Origin of the sequence: Clostridium sp., from assembly GCF_036642255.1 — a bacterium.
In the GTDB taxonomy this organism is placed as follows: domain Bacteria; phylum Bacillota; class Clostridia; order Clostridiales; family Clostridiaceae; genus Clostridium_J.
In genome coordinates, this window is the sequence record NZ_JAVWDJ010000031.1 from 19,904 (window position 1) to 46,012 (window position 26,109).

20 protein-coding genes, 2 pseudogenes and 1 riboswitch are annotated in these 26,109 nt (G+C 30.9%); of the genes and pseudogenes, 10 read left to right on the forward strand and 12 right to left on the reverse strand.

Annotation, left to right across the window (positions count from 1 at the left end; translation table 11 throughout):
* Window positions 1-171: 171 nt before the first annotated feature.
* Window positions 172-2,067, reverse strand: a complete 1,896-nt coding sequence (locus RR409_RS15000; RefSeq protein ID WP_332558579.1) for a glutamine synthetase — start codon at window positions 2,065-2,067, stop codon at window positions 172-174.
* Window positions 2,068-2,506: 439 nt separating this feature from the next.
* Here RR409_RS15000 and RR409_RS15005 point away from each other — a divergent pair, with 439 nt between their 5' ends.
* From RR409_RS15005 to RR409_RS15030, 6 genes and pseudogenes are all read left to right on the forward strand, one after another.
* Complete coding sequence (locus tag RR409_RS15005; protein WP_332558580.1) at window positions 2,507-3,127, forward strand: 3'-5' exonuclease; 621 nt, start codon at window positions 2,507-2,509, stop codon at window positions 3,125-3,127.
* A 188-nt stretch (window positions 3,128-3,315) separates the two neighbouring features.
* Window positions 3,316-4,482 carry an amidohydrolase gene (locus RR409_RS15010; protein ID WP_332558581.1) on the forward strand — a complete coding sequence of 389 codons (1,167 nt, stop codon included), beginning with the start codon at window positions 3,316-3,318 and terminating at the stop codon, window positions 4,480-4,482.
* A 301-nt stretch (window positions 4,483-4,783) separates the two neighbouring features.
* A complete protein-coding gene (locus RR409_RS15015; RefSeq protein WP_332558598.1) occupies window positions 4,784-6,541 on the forward strand; it encodes an ATP-dependent metallopeptidase FtsH/Yme1/Tma family protein in 1,758 nt (585 codons plus the stop codon).
* Window positions 6,542-6,765: 224 nt separating this feature from the next.
* A pseudogene (locus RR409_RS15020) lies at window positions 6,766-7,005 on the forward strand (WYL domain-containing protein); the annotation flags it as partial.
* Between the two features lie 571 nt (window positions 7,006-7,576).
* The gene (locus RR409_RS15025; RefSeq protein WP_332558582.1) at window positions 7,577-7,810 is read left to right on the forward strand and encodes a DUF2249 domain-containing protein; all 234 of its coding nucleotides are present in this window, start codon (window positions 7,577-7,579) and stop codon (window positions 7,808-7,810) included.
* 383 nt (window positions 7,811-8,193) lie between these two features.
* On the forward strand, window positions 8,194-8,565 hold the full coding sequence (locus tag RR409_RS15030) for a hypothetical protein (RefSeq protein ID WP_332558583.1): 372 nt from the start codon (window positions 8,194-8,196) through the stop codon (window positions 8,563-8,565).
* A gap of 44 nt (window positions 8,566-8,609) precedes the next feature.
* Here the strand turns inward: RR409_RS15030 and RR409_RS15035 are convergent, their stop codons facing one another.
* The 4 genes from RR409_RS15035 to RR409_RS15050 all read right to left on the reverse strand — a co-directional run bounded on the left by RR409_RS15035 (window position 8,610) and on the right by RR409_RS15050 (window position 12,273).
* Window positions 8,610-8,759 carry a hypothetical protein gene (locus RR409_RS15035; RefSeq protein ID WP_332558584.1) on the reverse strand — a complete coding sequence of 50 codons (150 nt, stop codon included), beginning with the start codon at window positions 8,757-8,759 and terminating at the stop codon, window positions 8,610-8,612.
* A gap of 118 nt (window positions 8,760-8,877) precedes the next feature.
* Window positions 8,878-9,447 carry a response regulator gene (locus RR409_RS15040; protein WP_332558585.1) on the reverse strand — a complete coding sequence of 190 codons (570 nt, stop codon included), beginning with the start codon at window positions 9,445-9,447 and terminating at the stop codon, window positions 8,878-8,880.
* 11 nt (window positions 9,448-9,458) lie between these two features.
* A complete protein-coding gene (locus tag RR409_RS15045) occupies window positions 9,459-11,306 on the reverse strand; it encodes an ATP-binding protein (protein ID WP_332558586.1) in 1,848 nt (615 codons plus the stop codon).
* A 373-nt stretch (window positions 11,307-11,679) separates the two neighbouring features.
* Complete coding sequence (locus RR409_RS15050) at window positions 11,680-12,273, reverse strand: hypothetical protein (RefSeq protein WP_332558587.1); 594 nt, start codon at window positions 12,271-12,273, stop codon at window positions 11,680-11,682.
* 477 nt (window positions 12,274-12,750) lie between these two features.
* On the opposite strand from RR409_RS15050, the gene RR409_RS15055 reads away from it, so the two are divergent.
* Window positions 12,751-13,785, forward strand: a complete 1,035-nt coding sequence (locus RR409_RS15055; RefSeq protein WP_332558599.1) for a carbohydrate-binding protein — start codon at window positions 12,751-12,753, stop codon at window positions 13,783-13,785.
* Entirely contained in the window at window positions 13,773-14,219 is a 447-nt protein-coding gene (locus tag RR409_RS15060) for a hypothetical protein (protein ID WP_332558588.1), read from the forward strand. The genes RR409_RS15055 and RR409_RS15060 overlap by 13 nt, the downstream gene beginning before the upstream one ends.
* A gap of 282 nt (window positions 14,220-14,501) precedes the next feature.
* Here the strand turns inward: RR409_RS15060 and catA are convergent, their stop codons facing one another.
* On the reverse strand, window positions 14,502-15,068 hold the full coding sequence (gene catA, locus RR409_RS15065) for a type A chloramphenicol O-acetyltransferase (protein WP_332558600.1): 567 nt from the start codon (window positions 15,066-15,068) through the stop codon (window positions 14,502-14,504).
* An 827-nt stretch (window positions 15,069-15,895) separates the two neighbouring features.
* Window positions 15,896-16,071: riboswitch (cobalamin riboswitch) on the forward strand.
* A 109-nt stretch (window positions 16,072-16,180) separates the two neighbouring features.
* On the opposite strand from catA, the gene RR409_RS15070 reads away from it, so the two are divergent.
* Window positions 16,181-16,702 carry an ECF transporter S component gene (locus RR409_RS15070; RefSeq protein ID WP_332558589.1) on the forward strand — a complete coding sequence of 174 codons (522 nt, stop codon included), beginning with the start codon at window positions 16,181-16,183 and terminating at the stop codon, window positions 16,700-16,702.
* Window positions 16,680-17,429 carry an alpha-ribazole kinase gene (locus RR409_RS15075; RefSeq protein WP_332558590.1) on the forward strand — a complete coding sequence of 250 codons (750 nt, stop codon included), beginning with the start codon at window positions 16,680-16,682 and terminating at the stop codon, window positions 17,427-17,429. The genes RR409_RS15070 and RR409_RS15075 overlap by 23 nt, the downstream gene beginning before the upstream one ends.
* 249 nt (window positions 17,430-17,678) lie before the next feature.
* On the opposite strand, the gene RR409_RS15080 is transcribed toward RR409_RS15075, so the two are convergent.
* The 6 genes and pseudogenes from RR409_RS15080 to RR409_RS15105 all read right to left on the reverse strand — a co-directional run bounded on the left by RR409_RS15080 (window position 17,679) and on the right by RR409_RS15105 (window position 26,039).
* Window positions 17,679-18,773 (reverse strand): diguanylate cyclase, encoded by a 1,095-nt coding sequence (locus RR409_RS15080; RefSeq protein WP_332558591.1) that lies wholly within the window; start codon window positions 18,771-18,773, stop codon window positions 17,679-17,681.
* A 555-nt stretch (window positions 18,774-19,328) separates the two neighbouring features.
* A complete protein-coding gene (locus RR409_RS15085; protein WP_332558592.1) occupies window positions 19,329-20,336 on the reverse strand; it encodes a hypothetical protein in 1,008 nt (335 codons plus the stop codon).
* 589 nt (window positions 20,337-20,925) lie between these two features.
* Window positions 20,926-21,414 (reverse strand): annotated as a pseudogene (locus RR409_RS15090) (cupin domain-containing protein); the annotation flags it as partial.
* A 702-nt stretch (window positions 21,415-22,116) separates the two neighbouring features.
* Complete coding sequence (locus tag RR409_RS15095; protein WP_332558593.1) at window positions 22,117-24,126, reverse strand: methyl-accepting chemotaxis protein; 2,010 nt, start codon at window positions 24,124-24,126, stop codon at window positions 22,117-22,119.
* A 196-nt stretch (window positions 24,127-24,322) separates the two neighbouring features.
* A complete protein-coding gene (locus RR409_RS15100; protein WP_332558594.1) occupies window positions 24,323-24,889 on the reverse strand; it encodes a TetR/AcrR family transcriptional regulator in 567 nt (188 codons plus the stop codon).
* A gap of 424 nt (window positions 24,890-25,313) precedes the next feature.
* The gene (locus RR409_RS15105; RefSeq protein ID WP_332558595.1) at window positions 25,314-26,039 is read right to left on the reverse strand and encodes a VCBS repeat-containing protein; all 726 of its coding nucleotides are present in this window, start codon (window positions 26,037-26,039) and stop codon (window positions 25,314-25,316) included.
* Between the last annotated feature and the right edge of the window lie 70 nt (window positions 26,040-26,109).

Below are 26,109 nucleotides of genomic sequence, written 5' to 3' on the forward strand. Positions count from 1 at the left end.
CTTTATTGTAATAAAAAGCATGGAAATTGATATGCTGCTCTAATAGTTTAGAGTGGACAATTCAAAATTTCCATGCTTTTAATGTTTAAATTTTTAGTTAATAATAAACTCTACTTAATTGAGTAGTATTAATGTTAGTACTAAACGAAAAATTTATTTTGTGTAAATCTATTATATATTTAATAAATTTCTCCTGTAGTTTAGGTATAACTTTCTTAATCTCTTCATTTCACTATCCAAATTTATTTGTAAATCAGATAAGGTTTTATAATCTTCATTTGAAATTGCTTCCCTCATTCTTGTAAATAAGCTTTTTCTAATATGACTATCTTTCATTATTGTCTCTCTAATTTTATTTATTTCCATCCACTTTTCTAAATCATATTCCATTATATCTTCACACTGCAATTTTACAGTATTTCTTATTTCATTCATATAATTTGGTATTAATCTATGCTCTATTTCAGTGACCCATCTTGTTAAAATAGCAATTTTATAACTATTTATTATTTTGCTACTAAATACTTTGCCTTCTTCCAGTACCAATAATTTGTTAGTGTTTTCGAATCCTACAATATTTTCATAAACAGTCATAGGTGCTCTGCCAAAGAAATTTTCTCTCTCTTCTTCAGTATAGTGTTCAAAAACATCTTCCTCACTTCTATAACATCTAGAATGTTCTAAATACTGAGCATCTTCATTTGGACTTTTAGATAGTTCTTTTAATAGTTCATCACAGCTTTTATTGTTTTCAATTGCATATTTAATACCATCTACCATAGCCAAATTCATTGTTGCTAACGCTAAATAAATATTAGTATGAGGATTTGGAGAACGTAATTCAAACCTAGTTGCCATAGGATTTTCCAAATCTCTTATAAGTCCAATCAAGATAGTTCTATTTCTAGAAGGTTGATCTTTTGTATGACCAAGGGATGTAACTATACAAACAGGTGCCTCAAAACCAGGTCTTAGTCTTCTAAATGCCCCATTTGTTGAAGATACAAATGGATTTATAACCTCGTAATTCTTCAGTATACCCATCAATGCACCGTAGCCTACTTCACTAAGATAATCATTTTTATGACTGTGAAATAGATTTATAACCTTGCCATTCTTCAACTTTAAAATTACACCAACATGAAGGTGCTTACCATTACCTGCTATTTCATCAATTGGTTTTGCTTGGAATGTTACATCTAGTCCGTTTTTTCTGAAAGTTTCCTTTATAATCTCTCTTGCTAAAAGCTCATTATCACAAGCCTGAATTGCTGTGGAATATTTCCAATCTATCTCAAGTTGCTCCATAATATGATTAAAAGAACCACCCTCAGTAAGCTTTGCCTTAACTCCACCAACTTCTTTATGCCCCATTTCTGGCTCAAGACCATAATTTTCAAGCATAATCAAGGATTTCTCTAATGCTGTTCTTACAACACCTTTTGTTCTTTTCCAATATTGTTCCTTAAGAACTTCTGACGTAGATAGCTCTTCTACTTCTGCAAATTCATTTGGTGTCTTAACCCAAAATTCAAGTTCTGTTGCTGCAGTTATAGAAACTTTATCTATATCTTCAAAAGATAACTGTGCATTATTTAAATATTCAGGATTCTCCTTTAATAATTGCAAAACTGTATTATTAAAATATTCAACTGAATTTTTTAATATATGTCTAGAATCAACAGGGAGATTTTCGTGATAAAGATGGCACGGTATTCTTAGCGTTCCAACAGGTCTACCAGATTTACTATCTAGGTTTTCAAAATTGTAGTCCACGAACCAATTGCATTCAAGATCAATTTTCATATCAACCTTAGCATTATTTAATGATGCTATTCCTGGAAGCACAACGGATGACCCGTCAGTCTGTATTGCTGTTCCGTGTAAAAAAGTATTGATGTTTTCTATAAAATTTTGAGTTGGTATTTTTTCATCTGTATCATTCCCTAGAAAATCTATTCCTACTAAAGATACAAATTTAATCTCCTCATGATCATTAAGAAGATTCAATAAATCTTTTTTGTTATGCTTATCGTTTTTTATCACATATAGTAAATCATAATGCATTGAAAGACCCTCCTACCCTGTATATACTACAGTTTTTAATTTGTATTTTTGCTAGTTGATTTATTGTAAGAAAATATCACTTGCGTTATATGTATTGCATAGGGACAGATATTTACATAACTAAATAATCAAACTATTATGCCAAGTTAAATTATTATTCAGATTATATCATAAACACTATTACATGTATACGAATTATAATCAAAAAAATATAATTATAGTTCGTTATTTTCCTAAAATTAGATTCTATCTATTTTCAATATAAATAACAAATCTTAAAATACACTTAAAACCAATAAAAATAATTCCTAAGAGCATATTATTCTTTTTTATTATTTTCGCAACAACATTTAGAAGGAAATTCTTTTATCAATGAATTTATAATGGATTTCTTACTATATTTATGGTTTAATAAATTTATAATAAGGGAGGTTTTAAATTGAAGCTTTTATTTTTTGACACAGAGACTACTGATATAAAACCTGGTAACATATGCCAATTATCATATATATTAGTTGATAATAGCACAAAACCTCAAACTACTATAGGGAAAAACTTCTTTTTTACTGTAGAAGATATGAGTGCTAGTGCTGAAGATATACATGGATTTTCTTTAGAGAACCTTTATGAGTTAAGTAATGGACAATACTTTGAAGACCAGTTAGAGAATTTTATTCATGATTTCTTAAATTCAGATATAGTTATAGGACATAATGTGAACTTTGATTTAAAGTTCCTAAATCATGAATTGGAGTTTTGTGACATAGGATTTAATCCTAATAATGTATTTTGCACCATGAGCTACTACAAAGACGTATGTAAAATGACTAATGGTAGAGGTGGTATTAAAAATCCACGATTAGAAGAAGTAGTTACCTTTCTACAGCTTACTCAAGATGAAATAAAAACTAAATGTAATGAATTATTTAATGGTGTTGGAAATTACCATGATGCCAGATTTGATACAACTGCCACATACTTAATTGTTACCAATGGAATAAAAAAGGGGCTTATTCCAAAAGGATACTTTTCACAAATGACTAATAAACTCAATAAGTAGACTTTCTAACTATTTGGTATGGATTAATAAGTTCACTTCAGTGAACTTTTATAAACTTTAACCGGACAATATTAAATAATTATTAGGAAAATGAAATATTATTTAATTTTTGTATTTTACAAAGGATTTTGAATATATTTATAGTATCAATAATTAAATAATATTTTCACCATAAGGGGGATTGGGTTATGCTAGTAATTAAGAATGCAAACATTCATACTATGGCACAAGAAAACTTTGAAAATGGAATGATGTTAATTGAAAGCGGCAAAATAGCTTTTATTGGAAGGAATTTAGTGATACCAGAAGGCGCAGAAGTTATCGATGCAAAAGGTGGATTTCTCATGCCAGGCATGATTGATGCACATTGTCACGTAGGAATGTGGGAAAATGCAATGGGATTTGAAGGCTCTGATGGTAATGAAGCTGTTGATCCAGTAACTCCACATTTGAGAGCAATTGATGCCATAAATCCTGTAGATAAATGTTTTACTGAAGCTCTTGAAGCTGGTGTTACAACTGTAGCAACAGGTCCTGGTAGCGCCAATGTAATTGGAGGTACTTTTGTAACAATGAAAACTTTTGGTAGAAGAGTTGATGAAATGATAATAGACTCTTGTACTGCTATGAAAGTAGCTTTCGGTGAAAACCCTAAGAGAGTTTATCATTCACAAAAGAAATCGCCTTCAACTAGAATGGCAACTGCTGCTATACTTAGAGAAAATTTGATTAAAGCTAAAAACTATGTAGAAAAACAATTAAAAGCAATTGAATGCGGAGAAAAAGCTCCAGAATATGATATGAAAATGGAAGCACTGTCTAAAGTAATAAAAAAAGAAATACCGATAAAGGCACATGCACATAGAGCAGATGACATTCTAACTGCCCTTCGAATAGCCAAAGAATTTGACTTAGACATCTCACTTGAACATTGCACGGAAGGACATTTAATTGTAGATTATTTAAAAGAAGAAAATCCAAAAGCCATAATCATAGGACCTAGCTTATCAGATAGAAGTAAGATTGAGTTACAAAACTTAACTTTTGAAACTCCTTCTATATTAAATAAAGCGGGTATAGAAGTTGCAATAATGACAGATCATCCAGTTATTCCACTACAATACCTTCCAATATGTGCTGCATTAGCAGCCCGCGAAGGTATGGAGGAAGAAGAAGCATTAAGAGCTATAACAATAAATGCAGCAAAAGCAATCAATATGGATCATAGGGTTGGTTCTTTAGAAGTTGGTAAAGATGCTGATGTAGTTATTTACAATGGCCATCCTTTTGACTTAAGAAATAAAGTAAAATTTGTTATGGTTAATGGTGAAATAGTAAAAGACCTATTGCAATAAATCGTAATAGTAAAAATTCCTCATAAAATATGGGGGATTTTTTTTGTTGATTTTATTATTAATTTTTAACTAAAATAATCATTAAACCATTATGTAAGTATAATTATCCTTTAAGAAATAACAATCAATGCCATTATCTATACTATTCTCAAATATACCATAAATTACATTTCCAACTTATATGAAAAAAATTAGACTTTATTATTATTTTATATATAATTATATGTATGTTGTAAGTTTTTGCTTATACAGTAAACAACGGTTTAGTAAATTTGGTAATATTAAGGGGGAATTTTAGTTGCTGAATAAAATAAAAAAGAATTATATCTTAATACCAATAGTCATTGCATTTCTTTCCCTTGTTGCTTTAATTTTTGCAAATTATAAAACTTCATCTGCTGAATTTAAATCATATGCAGAATTTTTAAAAGATATATCAAGTTCTACAGTATCTACTGTAGAAGTTAGTGCTTCTCCAAAAATTAATGTAATTTTAAAAGATGGTACTAAATATTTAACTGACAATCCAAATAGCATAACGCTTAAGGAAGAATTGTTGAGTAAGGGGATAGAGGTGAAAACTTCTAGCACTATGCCTCCAATTCAAAGGATTCCAGTTACCATGTTAGGATTATCCTTATTGGCTATTGTTATAATGACGCTGAGAAACACATCGTTAACTGGTGGGAAAATTACTTCGCTAAGTGCTGAAGATGTACAAGGCATGGCTAAAGAAAACTTTAATTTTAATTCTGTAGCTGGTAATGAAGAGGCTAAAGAAAGTCTAAATGATATTGTTGACTTTCTGAAAAACCCAGAGAAATATACAAATTATGGCGCAAGAATGCCAAAAGGTGTGATTTTATACGGTGATCCAGGCACAGGGAAAACTCTTCTTGCGAAGGCTGTTGCTGGTGAGGCGAATGTACCATTTTATGCTGTGTCAGGCTCGGATTTCGTTCAAGTATATGTAGGGGTTGGAGCTGGAAGAATTAGAAGTTTATTTAAGAAAGCAAAATCTCATGGAAGAGCTGTAATATTTATTGATGAAATTGATGCCATTGGAAAACAAAGAGATAGTGGTAAAAACGGTGGTTCTGATGAAAGAGATCAGACTTTAAATGCTCTCTTAACTGAAATGTCAGGCTTTAACGAAAGCAATGGAATAGTAGTTATAGCTGCAACAAACAGACTTGATATGTTAGATTCTGCCCTATTAAGGCCAGGAAGATTCGATAGACATATAGAAGTTTCTCTACCTGATATTGCAGCAAGAGAAAAAATCCTGAGCCTTCACTTAGAAAATAAGCCTGTGCTGGATGTTGATATTAAAGATTTAGCTCATAAAACTGCCTACTTTTCAGGTGCAAAGCTTGAAAGTCTTGCAAATGAAGCTGCCATTTTAGCATGTAAGGATAATTCTGAATTTATCACAGACTATCACTTCGATAAAGCGTATTCAATTGTGTTAGCTGGTTACGAAAAAGTAGAAAGAAGCTCCTTGAGTGAAGAAGACAGGAGAATTACTGCTTATCACGAAGCTGGACATGCATTAATTTCCATGTTAAAGTTACCAAAAGAAAAAGTATCAAAAGTAACAATAATACCTACATCAAAAGGTGCTGGTGGATATACTCTTAGTCTTCCTAATGATACAGCTTATCAAAACTTAGATTACTTAAGAAGACGAATAATGGTACTACTTGGTGGACGAGCTGCCGAAGAAATAATTTTCGGTAAAGATAAGGTCACCACAGGAGCTTTTAGTGATTTAAAACAAACTACAAATATGATAAATAATATGATTACTGAATATGGTATGGGAAATTCACTTGGACTTCTCAGGTTATCAGAGCTAAATGGAATAGCAAATAATAGTGATATTAGTAATATTATTCAAGAATGTAAAATCACTGTGGATGAATTATATAAAGAAGCAAAACTAACATTATTAAATAACAAAGATATACTAGAAGAAATTTCTAATCAATTACTTGATAAAGAAACACTACACCACAATGATTTATTAAAATTAATGGACAATAAAGTTGCAGTATAAAATGTGTAGTTTATTTAAAATATTTTACAAATAAATCGATGTTTAAGATAACCCATATGTATAATTATAGGGGTTATCTTTTTTCATTTTTAATTATGATATTAAGAATTTACTTTGTTTCATAATGAGCTTTTGTTTCTAAAAGAAATCATTGAAGCGTCTATGTCTAATCATATATAAACATAGAATACATAACACAAAATTAAAAAAATACTAAAAAGGAAGTAGCTCCAATAGGTATGTACGCCTATGATGGATTTTGGTATATGCCTGCCTATGATTTCACACATAAGGAAATTCGACTTTTTAGAACTGACCGAATAATATTCTTAGAAAACACGAAAAAATATCATGAACATCAAATAAAGCTTCCTCAATGGTTAAGTGGCCATTCTACACAAACAATAAGATTGTATGTGGAACTAACTATAGAAGGAATACGCCAATGCCTTAGTGAGACTTAGCTCGAGGCAAGTATAATAATCACTGATGAAGACAATTGTTATATCGATATGATAATAGATAATAGTGAGCTAGAGTTTGTATCAAAATACTTTTTTCACCTTGGCACTCTTGCAAAGGTAATTGAACCCCCTAGTATGGTGAATTGTATTCGTAAAAAAGCCCAAGAGCTCGTACTTCATTACTCATCTCATTGCTCAGAAGTAAAATAAGTAATCTAAACTTACAAATAAATTTACTCATTAATAGCTTTTGTATAATAAGTTTATATTTCAATATTTTAATCTAAACTTTAGCCAGTTCGAAATTGTATTGGTTAAAAATGATGTGTAATATATTCATTTAAATATCTTATAATCTTAAATTTTTTAAAATAATTTGATTCAAATCACATTCAGTACCTAAAAACCTTTGTATAATTAAATCATAGATAAACTTTAATCCTCATGAGGGCTGACAAGGCCCTCTCCCTTCATAACCTATAAACAGCAGTTGTGATAGAAAATGCTTTAACAATACTTCATGGTCGTCTCCCCTTTCGTCCATGAGGAAAAAATATTAGGAGATGATTATATGTCACACTTTGATGCACAAGTAGATGCAAGAATGTATGAGCCAAGAGATAAACATGTTGTTATTTTTAAAACCTTCGATAACTTAGAAAAGGGTCAAACTATGGAACTTATAAATGATCATGACCCTAGACCACTACACTATCAATTCTTAGCAGAGTTAGATGAACAATTTAATTGGGAGTACCTAGAGCAAGGACCAGAAGTTTGGAGAGTTGCTATAGGAAAAATGTAATCAGTTGAAATTTAGCTGGGGATAGGAATAAACTATCCCCTTTTTTCTTATTTTTTAGTTTCCATTCTAAGCCGGATGCTTTATCTTTAGCTATGATATTTGATAATCCTTTTGTCTTATTCTGTTTATCAATTTTAATATATCATATGCAGTTTTTTCAATTTCATTTTTAAGATTATATATAAGTATCTTTCTTTTTTATTTGATTATTTAAATCATCAGCGTCATCTTCAATTATTGGGGTTAAATAATTTTTAATATTTGTCTCCTCTTTTAACCTATTCACTGAAGGGGTAAGTACTTAATGGTTAGTTCAATGTATAAATTTTAGATATTAGAGTAAAATAACTCAGGTTAAAGTTTACATACAAGGAGGAGTCGTAATGAAAATTAAGAGAGTTATAGCATTATTAGGATTATTTATGATGATGTCTTTTACAACTGTTTTTGCAAAGCCAACTGAAAGTAATTTATTTTTAGGGGAAATAGTAGAAGTTAGAATGGATTCTAAACAAGAAAATACTATGTTATTAGTTAAAGGTTATTTAAAAAGTTGCGAAGTTTTTGAGCAAGAGCTGGTTGCAATCATTTCTAAAGATACCGTAATAATGGCAGGCTGTGATGAGCAAACCAAAGAGCTTAAGTTTGAAAAAGGAGATAAGGTGTTTATAGAGTTAAGTCCTAGAATGACCTTCTCTATTCCACCTCAATCTCCAGCTTTAAAAATACAGGTTACCAAACCAGTAGAAAATTAGACAATAAAATCCTATGCTCAAATGCATAGGATTTTATCTGTTTTTTAGGAATTTCTCTTATCTTCTATTTCCTTAATAATACAACCTTTGTATCTCATGGATAATTTCCAGATAAATTCACTAACCTTTGAATTAAATTCAACTACTTCTTTGAATTTTAGATTTCCTCTTTTTACTTGAAAAATTTTCTTCAATTTACTCCCCCTATAGTCACATACTATATTCCTATATATTTTTTCTTTATCACCTTTATAATGTAAAGAATAGTCTGTGAAACTCTATTAAAACACCTTGATATTTATCTTCATTAACTCATTTTTTAAGGACATCTGAAATATCATAAAACTTTTTAGATCTCTTAACTTCACCCTTTGCTTTAAGAACATCTCCAATTAACTTGTATATTTCCGGACTCTCAGGTTCCAAAGCCAAAGCTATTTTTAACGTTTGAAGAGCCTCATGAAAGTCACCTTCAATTATTAATTTGCTAGATTTCTCTAAGTATAAATTTACATCTTTATTTAATTCATGTGAAATTTCATCAAGCAAACCTACAACCCTATCTGCTGTAAATGGTTTTTGAAGATATGCAATTGCTCCTAGCTTTGTACATTCTACTGCATTTTTAACAGTGGCAAAAGCAGTCATTATAATAACTGGAGTATTAATGCCCTCTTCTCTTATGCGTCTTAGTACCTCAGTACCACTAAACTTTGGCATTTTTATATCTAAAAACGCTAAATCAAACTCATTATTCATAAAAAGCTCTATGGCTTCCAATCCATTACTCCCAGTTACTACTTCATAATTATTTATTTCAAGACAAGTGGTTAATAAAAGTCTGATATTTTTAGTATCATCTATAACTAATGCTCTCTTCAAAAAAACATCTCCTATTCATCCGAATTTTCGGCCAAAGGAATGGTGAAAATAAAGTTGCTTCCCTCATTAACCTTACTCTCACACCAAATTTTACCACCATGAGCCTCAACAATTTCTTTTGCAATTGCCAATCCTAACCCACTTCCTTTTATTTCAGCATGCCCTTCCTCAACTTGAAAAAACTTGTCAAATATATTGTTTTGATATTCTTGTGGTATGCCTTCTCCTGTGTCCTTAACAGATACATAAACGTTGCTACCTTGTATATTTGCGCTTACTACAACATCCCCATCCACATTTGTGTGCTTTAAAGAATTTGAAATTAAGTTATTCAAAACCCAAGTTAATTTTTCACCATCGCCCATTATCTTAGGAATGTTTTCACTTAAATGACAAACTAAATTTATTTTATTTATATCAGCTTGTTCACAAAAATAATTTGTACTTTCTTTAATTATTTTCTCAATTGAACAGGGCTTCATATTAAACACTTCCTTATCAGATTCGACTCTTGATAAATAAATCAAATTTGAAACAAGGTTAGATAATGTATCAGTGTCATCTTTGATTGCATCAATAATTCTTCTTTGTTTTTCATTTAAAACTCCAAGATTAACATGATCAATTAAGCTTAATCCCATCATTATAGAAGTCAATGGTGTTTTAAATTCGTGTGAAATTGTTGCAATAAAATCTGTCTTCATTTTTTCTAATTGCTTTAAACCTGTTACATCTTGCAAAAGTACAACTATTTCATTAACCTTAAGTTCATTGTCACTAGCAATTGACACCACCACATTAAAGTGATAAATATTCTCATTAGATTTAATGCTTATAATTTCTTCTTTAAGTGGTTGTTTTACTTCATGACCTTTGTAGGCATTAAATATGTAGTCATATAGTCCTGCATATCTTATAGCCTCAAGGAAATGTTTATTGCGTATATCCTCTTCTTTAATGTTAAATACATTTTCACATGCATTATTAATAAGTATTATTTTAAAGGTCGTATCCAGTACAATAAGAGGATCAGATATACTTTTTACTATTGCAATAGATTTATTTTTTTCTGCAAGGAGTTTTCCCTTTGTAGTGTTTTCAAATTGTTGAATTCTAGATGTCATGTTATTAAATTCTTTAGCTAAATCTCCTATTTCATCATTTGAAAGTATTGGCGCTTGTTGATCCAATTCTCCTTCCTTCACTCGTTTCATTGTTTCTGTTAGAAGGTATATTGGTTTCAAAAACTTGCCAAGGAAGAATCTTGATATGAAAAAACCACCAACCACTGCAATTAATGAAAGTACTATCATGGTATACATAATACTTAAGGCATTATTGGTTACAGTGTCCTTACTTCCAAACATGGCTTTTTCATTTAATAATGACAAATTATTGGTTTCATTTATCAAAGTATTATAAATCTTGACTACATTATCATTGTAAAATTCTTTAGCTTCAACTACTTCATTTTTGTTCTTAATCTCCTGAATTTGTGAAAACATTTTTAAGTACTCTAAATAATTAATATTTATTTTACTAAAAATTTCTTTTTCTCCTTGTTCAGTTACGTTATTTACTCCGATGTTAAACCATTTATAAAATTCATCGTTAGCTTTATAAAATGCTTCAAAAGCATTATCACCATTTAAATATTCAACTATTTCAATATTTTCCTTATCAATTAGTTCTCTCATCTTAGTAGCGGCATTAACACTTTTATAATTATTACCCATCAATCCATCAATGGATTTACTAAGTTTATAAATACTAACAACTGATGTTAATCCAATAATTGCAATTACAAATACAAGAATAGTATATATAATTGCAATTTTGCCCTTTAGTGTCTTTTTCATCTTAACCTCCGGTAAACTCTATAATTTAATTTTATAATTTTACTAGTATTGTTTCAAACAACTATACTTATGATAAAGGCTGCAAATAAGAGATATAATCGTGGATACATATAATAAACTTCTTAAACAACTCTTTATATGTTGGATAAGTTTCATATTAGATTTTAATGAAGTTTGCTAGGTTTATATTCTATTGTTAACATATAGTTTACACATTAAAATAATATAATGCTACATCTACATATTTCTCTTTACTTTTTAGAAAAAAAGTAAAATTTCTTATACAATAAGAAATCCCTCAACTGTGTAACAACCAGCAGAGGGATTTTTTTACGCTGTATATATTTCTTTAATCTCAATTTGGCTATTATTATTAAGAAATTCTATTCTCAAGTTCATATATTTCGTTATTTTTCTCATCTAATTCCAATCTTAACTTATTTATTTCGTTATCTTTTTCTTCTATTTTCTTTTCTAATTTATATATATAAATTTCTTTTTCTTCTACCTCATCATTTAGATTATAGATAAGTTGGTCTTTTTCTGTTATTTCATCATATAAGTTATCAATTCTTTCTTCCAGTTCTTGAATTAGATCATTCTTAACATTACATTCTTCCTGTAAGTTTTCAAGTCTATCCTGCGTTATAAGTTCTTCCCTTACTTTTTCATTTATTACTTTTCCTTCATCATCTACATAAACACTTATTGGTGACATATCACATATTTCACACTTTGCCTCAGAGTATATTTGCTGACCTTTTTCATAAACTGTTACTTTAACTTTAAAAATATCACCATCACATTTACTACAAATAGGTACTAAAGTTTCATAATCCTGAAGTATTGCTTTTAAATCTTCATTGTCACAAGACATACACTTAAAAGCAGCATGCCCTACACCAGGCTTTATTTTGAAGGAAACTTCTCCACAGTTTTTACAGTTAGCAGTTCTTTTAAATGGCATTATCAAATTCACTCCTTAAAAATATACTCTTTTAAAAAAATATATTCGAACTCAGTAGATTTTATAATGCTTAGTGCACTTTTTAAAATGATTTATTTAAATGTATACCAAATACATTGTGGGCTTTGTGGCACTACTAAGGTCAAATCATATTATATTAGTGATGAGGTTTATAACCTGAGCAACAATAAAAGGAGTTTATATATGCAAACAAAAGAATCTTTTTACCGTCCTTATAGCGCCGAGGAAGTTATTAGCCCCTATTGTCCTTCACAAAGAAGAATCTTTGAAAACACTTATGATTACATTGGTGAATACGAGGAATTCTATGACTTTGAGGATTACAATTTATATTACAGAGCATCACAGCAAGATATTACAAGGATATTTAACCTACTAAGTGAAGAGGAACCTGAACTTTTTAGAAATTTTACAAGATTTGGAGTGCCGAGGCAGCAAGTAAACAATTACTTTAGAATAGCTATTAACTACACCTTGGACAATACCTCAAAATCAAGTGGTAATATAAATCAAAGAACAAGTGCTATTTTTAATGATTTTAGAAGAGAATATGCTAACATTTTAAATGCTCTTCGACGTCAAGGCGTACGTAATAATATAATTAATAATACGTTTAGAGATGTAATAGAATTTACTCTTAGAAATACTACTACAGTCCCTGCTCCACCACAACCTCCACAGAGCAGATGGAGTCAATGGGAAGATCTTGGTGGAGTTTTAACTTCTGGACCTGCAGTTGCCTCCTGGACGCCAAACAGACTTGATGCCTTTGCAGCAGGAGCCAACAACAATTTGTATCACAAGTATTGGGACGGCTCACGATGGAGTAATTGGGAAAATCTTGGAGGTACTTTGACTTCTAGTCCTGCAGCAGTATCCTGGGGTAACAACAGAATTGATGTTTTTGTAAGAGGAACTACTAATACCATGTATCATAAATATTGGGATGGTTCTAGATGGAGCGATTGGGAAGACCTTGGTGGAATTTTATCTTCTTCTCCTGCTGCATCCTCTTGGGGAGATAATAGAATAGATACCTTTGTTCGAGGAACTGATAATGCTCTTTATCATAAATACTGGAATGGCTCTTCCTGGAGTGAATGGGAAAACCTTGGTGGAAATCTAACTTCATCTCCTGCTGCAGTTTCTTGGGGAAATAATAGAATAGATGTATTTGCACGGGGACAAGGTGATAATCTGTATCATAAATGGTGGGATGGTTCACGTTGGAGTGATTGGGAGAACCTTGGTGGAAATCTAACTTCAGATCCAGCTGTATCTTCTAGAGCATCCAATAGACTTGAGGTATTTGCAAGAGGTAGGAATAATGTGCTCATGACCAAGATTTGGGATGGCTCACGTTGGAGTGACTGGGAAAACCTAGGTGGAACATTAACGTCACATCCTGCAGCAGTGTCCTGGGGACCTAACAGGACAGACGTATTTGCTAGAGGTACAAACAATGCAATGTGGCATATTTGGAGAGATTAGCAGGTATAGAGATTTTTAAAGGTTTTTCAGGCTATATTACTAAGATCACAGACCTTATGCAAAGTCAAGATGAAACAACCTCAGGATGTTATAAATTAGTTTCATTAGAAGGTGAAGATGGAAGTATAGTAAATTTCGTAGTAGCACTAAACACTTACTTTGTAAACCATTCAGTGGTCTATATAGGTGACAAAGTCACAGGGTACTTCGATGAACTTGCTCCTGTACCACTTATCTATCCCCCACAATATCGGGCAATAATTATGGTAAAAAATATGCCAGGTGAAAATGTAAAGGTAGATTATTTTGACAGCGAACTAATAAGTAGTGATAATTATTTAAAATTAAATATAGCTATGTTTACTCAAATTTTACTCACAAATGGTCAACCCTTTAAGCGAAACCTTGAAAATAGAAACTTAATTGTGATCTAAGGACCTTCACAAAAAGTATACCAGCTTAAACTACACCTTATAAGGTTATTGTTTTTTGTTAGTGCTTTCACAGAATTGATAGAAATAAGGTGTCACTTCAATACTGTACTAAACAAAATCCCTCTACTTTTTAATGCAAAGTAGAGGGATCATTATTATATAAGACTCTATTATATAATAATGCTTAAAATATACTAACTATTAAGGGAAATAAATAATATGACTCCCTTGTTTTGTTTTATAAGAATAATACATTCTAACCACAACTATTGGATGTTTTTGTTAACTACTTAACCATGTTTGAGGATTTAAGGCTAACTCTTGTACTTCATTAATAAATCTGCTTATGTGGTAGCCGTCACAAACTGCATGGTGTACCTGTATGGACATGGGAATAAATGTTTGATTATTCGCCTCAAAATATTTGCCCATAGTAAAAATAGGAACTAAGTAGGTTGCATCATCATACACATTCAGATTAAATCCAGTAAAACTTACCCAAGGAATGCTGGATATAGGGAATGTATTGGCTGGTTCGTTTAATTTAGGAGCAAACTTCATATTGTCTCCATAATTTTCGATATCATGAAGATAATCGCTGTAAAAACGTGAAAAACTTTCGTCATACTCTGTCCAAATACTTGAAAATGTTTCGTTAACTTTATGAAAGATAGCATAACTCGGACTCATACTATCCCAGTATCCTAAATTTCCTTTTTCATCAAAACAAGTGCGAAATTCCTTATGATTATTAATCACAGTTGGGATGATATAAATAAGTGTTGGATATAGTTTAAGGTTTCTAAGTTTAATTTCATGCAGTAAATTTGTTATTTTGTTTAAGTTAATCTATGTTGCATTAAACCATATAAATCTTTTTGCCAAGTGAGTTTAGGTCGTCATTATATGTTTTTATTTGTTTTGGTTTTTTGTTTTTTTACTTACAATATACTCTTTCATATACTTTATTGAAAACAATATGTATGTCAAAGTCAAAATAGCCATAATTGTTGCTATTAAATATTTCTCCTTAGTAACTGCAACAGCAATGCCTATAAGTCCTATTGTGTAAAAATATATACCAACTATAAATTGAAAAAACGTTATAGTTCCTCTTTCATTACTCATAGATTAATATTGCAAGAAATGTAAATTAATTTCTTGCCTTACCCTCCTTTTATAATTATCAAAATAAAAAATGTGTAACCTTATTAGTGTGTTTAGTCCTGACTTTTACTATTTTTAAATCAATAAATTACAACTAATTCAACAGCATCACCGAATCCAAGATCTAAACTATGTATAAAGTATGGTTGCTTTAAGCTGAATTTAATATTCATATTAAAAAGTTTTAATTATCTTATTAAAGATAAAATTTTGCTTTTTTCATGGTATCACATTTATAAAAATAACACAATAATTTATCAAAAGCTACTATTGTTTATTTAATTAGATTACCACTGATGGATCTTTTTCTAAATTTAATAAAAAATGAGGCTAATAAGTATAACGAGAATATAAAATTTAATATTAAAGGAATCCTTGATAATTTGCCTGAAACAAAATGCTTTTATTATCTAATGTAATCCATACTCTAAATGGTACAGAAGTTCTTCTAAGTTATGATCCTAGCCTTGTTATCCAGAAGAAAGTATGATATATTATTAATAAAATTAAGAAAATAACATTCAAAAGGTGCCCATTATGGGAGAATAGGGAATGGGGTGAAAATCCTCAGCGGACCCGCCACTGTATACGGTAGAGTTCTTGTTATACCACTGGTTTTTACTGGGAAGGTAAGAAACTTGTTATTCCGTTAGCCAGGAGACCTGCCTTTTGTGAGTATGATTTCTAAGGTGAAGTCTGTTAAAGAATGATGGAAAAGTTCTTGAATACGCAATAAGTGTATTCAAGAGCTTTTTTTATTATTTAAAATAATTTTTTAAGGAGATGTGATTTTTATGAAAAATCAAGTAAAAACAAAACAAATAGTTATTATGGCTCTATTTATTGCAATGAGTGTTGTGGGTGGATACATAAAGCTTCCAAATCCCATAACAAGTAGTATAGCATTTGATTCCCTTCCTGCTTATTTGTCGGCCTTGTTACTTGGCGGTATTCCAGGGGCAATAGTAGGGTTTTTAGGGCACATGGCATCAGCGGCACTTGGCGGGTTCCCATTAAGCTTACCTATTCATATTCTTATAGGTGTTGAAATGGCGCTAATAATGGTTATATTTAACTTCTGTGCTAAAAAAACAAACATTTTCACTGCGGTTATTCTTGGTATTATATTAAACGGTGTAGTAACTCCTGCATCCCTTATTTTAATTCCTGGAATGGGTATGCCTGTTTTTCTAGCTGCTGTTCTGCCATTAACTATTGCCAGTGCTCTTAATATAATCATTTGTGCTTTAGTTTATAATCCAATAAAAAAAGCTATTTCGAAAGAAATGACAAATGGTTATAACAATGGGATATAAGGGAAGAGATGTTGAAGTAGTCCAAATAGATCATGATATTTCCATTGTAACGGCTTGTGATTCCTGTGGAGGAATTGGAATTAAGGAAAATGATGTTGTTAAATTCTCACCATATATTGTAGGAAGATTTACTACAAGAGTTGCACTTATGGAGGTACTTTCCATTAATGCTATTCCAAAAACTATGAGTATTGCTATATGTAACGAGTCAAGTCCAACTGGTGATGAAATTATCAGTGGTGTTCTCGAAGAGCTTAAAGCAACAGGCTTAGAATCATTATCCCTAGCTATAAGCACAGAGAAAAACATCCAAACAAGCCAAACTGCTCTTGGGGCTACCGTTATAGGAATCTGTAAAAATGAAAATATTAGAGTTACTAAATCTAAAGCTGAAGATTTTGTTTACTGTGTTGGCATTCCAAAGGTTGGAAATGAGATAAATGGGTTAGATGATGTTGATATTGTACAAATTAAAGATGTTAAGGAGCTTTTAAAGCTAAATGGTGTTAGTGATATAGTTCCAATTGGATCTAAAGGGATTCTTAAGGAAATTGAGCTGCTGTGTCGCAATGTAGATTGTAAATTCATTTATAATCCTGAAAAAGAAATAGAAATATATAAATCTGCGGGTCCATCTACTTGTGTTATATTTACCGCCTCAGAGGGTACCGATTTTTCAGGACTTACCCTAAAACCGATAAAGCTCGGTGTACTAAAAAACTTATAGAACTCACAGCATCAATTTAACGAAATTTTAAATTGATGCTTTTACTTTAAGTAGCCCAAACCAAAGGTAATTTGGATGGGCTGCTTAAAGTGAATTCCATGTAATCTTTCAAAGAATAATTTACCCATGCAAATTTGCACTGGTGTACAGCTTTTATAAAAGACAACAACACTTTAGTAAATGCCAAATACCATTACTGAATTTAAGTAATTTCAACTTTTATTAGTTAATAAGAAAGTAAATCAAAAATTAACTAACTAAGCATTGATTGTCGGTACATACCTTATTTCTTCCTGTCCTCTTAGCTGCATATAGTGCAATATCAGCCTTTTCTAAAAGCTTTTCTATTTCACTAGTTAGTTCTGGATAACTAGCAACCCCGATAGATACAGTTATTGATATTTCAAGTCCTGTAGATAAAGCAAAGATGTGATTTTCCACACTAGTACGGATACGTTCTGCTGTTTGTACTGCATTAACTTTAGGACAATCTAATAATAACACGGTGAATTCTTCTCCACCATTTCGTGATACTATATCAAAACTCCTAGAGTTTTTAGCTAAAATTATTCCTAATTCGCGGAGTACAATATCCCCTTCTGCGTGCCCATAAGTGTCATTGACCTTTTTAAAGAAATCTATATCAATCATTAATAGAGATAAATTCTCTTTCTTTACTTTTGCATTTTCTATAGCATAATTAAAAGAGCTATCAAATTTTCTTACATTATTTAAACCCGTAAGAAAATCCTTCGTGGATTCAAGTTGTAATTTTCTAAATGCTTCGTTAGTAGATAGACAATAATTTGAGTAGTAGGCAATAATTATTGTAAGTAGAATTGTTGCTCCCAAATAAATTGATAAAAAGTAATAAATATTTATTAAATCTTTTAATAAATATGTTAAAACAATACTGGAAAATAACATATTGCACAAAGTTGCATAAATCCATTTTTTCGTTTCACTTATTTTTAATGTTGTAATAAAGGCAGCACCAATAGTAACAATTGTTATCAAAAAAGCACCAGCGATAGAAGACATATTCACTCCGAAGTAAGCTATTCTAAATATGGATATTATTACTCCAGAAACTATAGCGGCTATAGCTCCACCATGTACAGCTGTCAAAGCAATGGCCACATTTCGGAAATCTATTATTGTATTTTCACCAACACTAATGCTATATAACATTAATGTTACTCCTAATACTCCTGTTATAAGTCCAACTGTAAGCTTCATTTTTATAGAAGAGTTCTCGTCTAACTCTCGTTTTTTTAAGAATTGACTAGCGATACTTATATAACTAATTAAAATTGTCATATTAATAAATAAGTCCCCAACCAAAAATATTCCCCCTTAAATTAACTCTCGTCAAATTGTACCATCAATAAGTATATAGTAGAATTTTACAATAGTAAAGAAAATCCATTTTATTATCTTCATCGTAACAATATGATTTTATATTTTAATAATGTCTCAACCATTCCATTAAGAGTCATTTCATCATTAATGTTAAAGAACTAGCGACGCTTTTTTAAATGTATTAGTTAAAATCATCACTAATTTTATTTTATAACTAGCAATACAATTTGTTACCCATAGATTAGATTCTATTAGTCTTTTAACCTTTATTCTTAGCTCATCTCTTTTTCCTTAGGCATTTATTAATACTTTTCCACCAAAACTGTTTGTCCCTAAGTGGATCTGTTTTAAAAAAATAGCCCCAATTTTATGGGGCTATTTATGATATATTCTATTTTAAATAAGTAATTAATATTATTGTATTTTTAATGTTATCACTAGTATTAGTGAATTATTAGATTATCAATTTATAGGTATATATAGTTTACTGTTTTGTGCAAAACTATTAAACTATTAAACTGTATTGCTTTTCAACAACTAGTTTATTCTAGTACCTTCCCACAGCCCACCATTTGAAAAACTGCCCTCATAGCCCCAAGTACCTTTAAAGGTAGTACCATCTTTAGAGAACTTAAATATAAACTTGCCCTTTGTTTCGTAGTTTCCATCGTTATTTATATCTTGGTACCAAGTCCCTGTCATTGTATCTCCTATAATAACGCCTAATACTCTACCTTTATTATATTCATATTCTCCACTTACATTAAATCCTGTTTGATTTAAATACATTTTTTTAAAGTTTGTATCCCATGTACCAGTTACATCTATAGTTCCGCTTAACTTTACAGTGTCACTTACAGTTGCTATCCTTTTGCCATTCCACTGACCTTCATTGGTAAAGCTTTCATTTTGTCCTCTATTTCCGGTAAATGTATTATCCGTATTAAATAAAAACCTAAATCTACCAGTGGTATCAAAGCTTCCAACCTTATACCGACTTTCAAACCAAGTACCAACTAGAGTATTGCCATCCAAAATTCCTTCAATTCGTCCATTATTCTTGACATACCTTCCAACAACAATACTATCTTTCTGTTCAAGATTCATTAGATTATAATTTGTATCCCAAGTTCCTGTTACGTCTAATTTTCCTAACTCAACCTTGGTTCCATTCCATTGTCCTCCACTAATGCTATCCTTGCCGAAGCCCCAAGTACCTTGAAAATGCGTTCCATCATTTGAAAAAACAAATCTAAAGTTTCCTACACTATCGCTTTGAACCCAACCACCTTCTAGTACATTATCAGTTAATATACCTATTAATTTTCCATCATTGAATTCATAACTACCAGTAACCAAGTTTCCTTCTTGAATTAAATACATTATTACAGGCGCTACAGTCCAACCGGTTATCCATTTACCACTAAGATGTATTCTATTTGAATTTGCGTTACAACACTCTTTCACGTTACAAATTAAATCACTTTGTAAATAACAAGAAGAGCACTTATAACTCAATAAGTTTTTTTCATTATTTGCATCCAAAAAACAAACCTCCAAAGAAAGTTCCCCTATTATACTATGCTTAAGATTGTAAAAGTAAACTAAACATTCAGCATTATCGTTGATAACTTATTAGCTTTCACCCGAGATATAAATATAGGTTTTTCAATTTATGCTGTAATTTCACAGTTATCCAATTTCTATTGTTTCATTGAATCAAATACAGTAGTAATCTTCTATTTTGAAAAATGCTACATTTACTGTACTATAAAACATATATGTCGGTAAATTCCCTTCTAAAACAAAAATGTGATAACTTATTATTTAAGCTATCACATTTTATTTTTTACATAGTTTGCACTTATCCTATAAGTATACCAACCTTAGGAAGCTTATGGAGTCTCTTTATTAGTCCGTGGTAACTTCCAATCTGGGAGGTTAAATCTTTACCAGCAATCAATCCACGGTGCATAGCTTCCTTCCATTTATCATTATTGCTTACATCATATACAATTCCGTTAATAGCTACGTAAGACGGTTTGCCCATAGTACCGTTAAACTGAGCGAGTTCATTAAAAGTAAATTCCCTGCTATGCCTAGGTGAGCTTTGTTTATTTTCAGGGAAGTAGCGGTGGTTGTGCTCAGCAGCGTCTGCCTCAGCCTTAGTTCTATGAACTGTACCATGTGGATGCTGAGGAGGTGCATAAATGGAGTATAATTTAATAGGTTTATTACCTGTATTGATTAGATTGTGCCATTTACCTGCAGGTATGATGAAGATAAAATCATCAAAAACTCTTTTTTGAAAATCCAAGCAATTTTTTCTATCCCCCATCTTAACAAGGCCTTCACCTTCTTCAATACGTATGAATTGGTCAAGGTCGGGGTGACTCTCTAAACCTATTTCTCCGCCAACAGGGATGCTCATCAAGGTAAGTTGCAAATGACATCCAGTCCATAAAGCAGTACGGAAATTATTATTTTGCTTAGTTGCCTCCTCAATGTTAATTACAAATGGTTCTGGTCCATAATCTTTCAATTTAATTTTTGAAAAGTCGGAGTCATGTATTGGCATATTATTGCAATAAGGGCAATGATATTTGTTGTAAGTATCATACATTATGTCACAATTATACTGTGATTCTTCTTCATAGTATGGGCAAGGATATTTTTTCTTAGTTTTAGACATATTGCTCACTCCTTTCATAGACTTATACAATTATGATATGATTAAGTTTATAAAAGGTGTTTGGATTCATGGATGTCTATGCCCGTAATTAAAATTATTATAAAACATATTACGTTTTTATTTGGATATTACTTTGAATCCTTTTAGAATAGAACTAAAGTAAATACCTATTGATAAGTGCAATAATACCAGAGCTTACTGTGGATTGAAAAGAATTAATATGAGTAATAGAAACTATAAATCAAAATTCAGTATTAACGTAAATTGTTTATGGTTTACTTTGTAAACCTCTGCTTAGAAGCAGCCTTATTTTTCTACCAATATTTATCACTGAATATAAATTCGCGTAGGTTTATGATTCACTGTATAATATGGAAACTAATCTTCAAAGCATCTCCAATTATTTGACAATTCAGCTAGTTTTAACAAAACGTGGTAGAGGCGTCAACTATGCATAATGAAAAATAAAAAAAGGCACCTGGTGCCTTTTAATTTAGGGAATCAAAGTTAAGTTCTAATTTATACATGAACTTACATTAATTCTCTTGAAATTTCTGATATGAATAAATTAACTTTCATCCTAGAAGCCTATAGTTTTTAAAATTTAAATTATCCTTGCTAAATCTTTATACTTTATCTCGTTTTAAACTTACTTAACTCTTCATTTAGGTTTTCAGACAAATTCTGAAGTCCCATCACATAATTATTGAACTCTTCCATTGTAGCATTTATCTCTTCCGTTGATGCTGATACTTCTTCCGAAGATGAAGCTGTTTCTTCGGATACCGCAGAGATACTTTGGATTTGACCAATAACTTCTTCCTTTTGATTATTAATATTTGAAACTTTTACCTTAATATTTTGTACCTTTTCAATTAAGTTATTTATTGAAGTATATATATCATTGAAGATATCATTTGTTCCATCTACTGCTACATCTTGCTCTGTAACTATGTTTTTAGCTTGTCCCATTGCTTGTACTGCAATGTTGGATTTTTCTTGAATATCTCCAACAATTTTCTTTATTTCTTCTGTTGAGCTCTTAGATTGTTCTGCTAACTTTCTTATTTCATCAGCTACAATAGAGAACCCTCTACCAGCCTCTCCTGCTCTTGCAGCTTCTATAGAAGCATTAAGAGATAATAGGTTTGTTTGTGTAGTTATTTGTGTAATAGTTTCAGAAATCTTGCTAATCTCTTTTGTACTCTTACTCATCTCATCAACTATTTCTGCTACAGATTGTGTGGTTTCTTTAGTTTCTTCTGATTTATCCATAAGAAGTTTAACCATGGCGAGTCCCTTATTGCTTAAATCTCTAGTTTTCGAAGATACTTCATCCATTTCATTAGTTGACATTGCAATGCTATCTAATCCTTGCGCTAATTCTTCCATTTCAGTGGACACTTCCTGTGTACTTGAAGCTTGTTGAACTGCTCCATGGGATATCTCCTCAATTGCTCTTGATACTTCTGATATAGAAGCTGTGGTTTCTTCCGTCATTGCAGTTAAGTTACTAGCAGTTTCTAACACCGTTTGTGACGATTTATCAACATTTTTTAGTATATTAGAAATATTATCTATCATAGTATTGAAGTTCTTTCCTAAAACCCCAATTTCATCCTTTGACTTGATATCAACAAATTCAGTTAAATCTCCTTGTGAAGCCTTTGACATAACTTCTTTCATCTTGTTAATGTCTACGGTTATTGATTTAGTAATTTTAAGAGATATTAAGCTTGCTAAAGCACCAGCTATAATTAGAGATACAATAAGTGCTATTACTATATCTTCTGTATCCTCATTTAATTCATCCATTGCCATAGTTCCTAATACTGTCCACCCTGTCACAGGGCTATTTGTATATACAGCGAACTTGTCTTCTCCACTATATACGTAGGTACTAAAGCCTTCTTTCTTCTCCTTTGCTTCATTCCACACTGGAAGTTTAGAAAAGGTATCCGTACCAATTAATTTTTCATCAGGATGAGTTAATAGCAAACCATTTTTATCAAGGAGTACAACATATCCCTTCTCCCCAACAGTTATTTCTGATGTGCTTTTTGCTAATACAGCAAAATCTATATCCATAGCAACTACACCAATTATTTCTCCATTCTTTTCTACAGTTTTTGAGATAGATACAGTAGTTTGGCCAGTAGTATGATCTATATATGGGTCACTGAATACAATCTTGCCCTTACTCTCTACTGCAGTTTTGTACCAAGGTCTTGAAGTTGGATCATAATCGGCTCCCATATCAGTTTCAGGATAGATATAATAGTCCTTTGTAACTGTACCCATATATACAGCTTGTACATTTCCGTTACTTTCTTTTACACCTTTCAGGCTATCCATGAGATAAGGTGAAAATTCTGGATTACTTTCTATATTTATAAAATTAAAGTTATTTGAAAGCATTGTCACATTGTTTCCCATTGAAATAAGTTCTTTATCTATTCCTCTATTTGCCTCCCTTAGCATCTGAACACTTGTACTCTCAAGTTTTTCAGTTAGTATTGATTTGGATTCATAATAAGATACTGCTCCAAGAGCAATCATTGGGATTAGGCAAATACTCAGTAAGCTGACTAATAACTTACTTCTTAAACTGTTAAAACTAATTTTAATCTTTACTTTACTCATATTAACTAAAACTCTCCTTCTTTCCTTTGTTTTTTATTAAAGATATTAATATTGCAACCTTTATCCCCAATGATATCCATATGCAAATTTACTAGAAATTTTAAGTGAATGAACGCTCATTCACTTATGTTTTTAAGAAAAGGCTAGAAACATATAAAGCATATATTGGATTGCTTTACAATCTCTAAACATAGCTCTAACTTTTTATAGCCCTTCCTATAAACTCTATTATTCCATTTTTCAATTTTGCATAAGTTTCCTCTGAACCATCGAAAGGTTCAGTAAATATAATGCCATTTATGGACATCCTTATTATTTGTGCTAATATATTTACATCTATTTTCCTAATTTCACCCTTGTTTTGACCATCAGATATTAGTTGCATCATCATGTCATTTGTAAGACTTTTAAGCTCAATTGCTCTATTGCCAATATTTCCTCCAGGATAATCTGACTCTTGGGCTAACACTTTAGCTATACAGGGGTTTTCCTTAATAATATCAAAATTAAATGCTAAATAATTTTGAATTATTTCTACAGTATTTAGATTATCTTCTTTACAATTACGTAAGAAAGCAATTCTTTTCATATATTCTTTTTCGAATATATAATTTAAAATTTCCTCTTTACTTTTAAAGTAATTATAAATTGTACCCACTGCAACACCAGCACTATTAGCTATTTGTTGAACCTTAGTCACATGGAAACCTACTTCTGCAAATATATTCATTGCACTTATTGCTATTAGTTCTTCTTTCTTCATAGTATCTCCCCATCAATACTCTTTAGATCTTTCTTTTGTAACACTGATTCATGTATTACTTAATTTGATTTCACAATATAATTAACCATGATTCAGCACAATATTGGTAATTATTATATATTTCGACCTATATTCCAAAAACATTATACTGATTTATTCAAAATGTTATAATTTATTTTAATTAATCATTAAATAAAAGAAAAATCGTAATTTACAGAAATTGCTGACAAAGGCAAGGAGTAATTTATTAGTGAAATTGATACTGATGTCATGTTTATCATAGTTTTATTAGAGTGCTACAGTATTAGAAGTTGTATTTAGCTCTTTCAATTTATAAGTAATGCTAATTATCATATTTGTAAAATAGGCATTGTTGAGCTATGACGCATTAAAATAGTTCTTGTTATTGCACTTTTGTGTTGAACTACATGTCAGCACCCCAAATTGCAACACTTTGATTATACAAAGTAAATTTGTCCTCTTGCCATTTTAGAGTATTTAAAAAGTAGCCAAGAGAATCTGCATTATATCTACCTGCTATCTTTTGGTAGGCGAGGAGTTCGTATACTCCGTCTGAATCAAAATCTACTGGATATAATCCGCTTAAGGGATTTACAAAGCCACTTATTGGCTCCTTTAATGTTCCGCTATTATTGTATATTTCATTTAAATATTCTTGATCCCTAAGGGAAATATCAATAATATATTTTTCATTGTTTGCAGTGCTAATAGCCTCAACTCTATAGTTGTCCATATAGGTGATTTGGTATTCATACTCCTCGTTATAAGCATTAAAATCAAAGATCAGCATTGGAATATCATCTATGAATGAGTAAATATAGTGATACATTATGGCACCACTTCCACCGGAATCAATACTTATAAATATGTCCTTAACCGCATCTCCATTAAAATCCCCTAAAAATACTCTTGGATTATAACCTGCATTTTCACTTAGTGGCACTCTGATTAGCTTTCCTGTTTTTCCATCTTTCACTACAAGGGTTATGTCTTCAATAAATTGGCTTGAAGCCGTGGGTATTCCAGTTAAAAACACACCATCAGGTACTTTATCTCCATTTACATCTCCTACTGTTTTAAAAATAATATGGGTATTCATTGTATTTGTTCTAAAATTATAATTATACATAAGGTCTCCTTTTCATTTTAAGGCTTCAAAATATATTATGAGTGAAGTAAAGATGCTGCTACTGATTTTA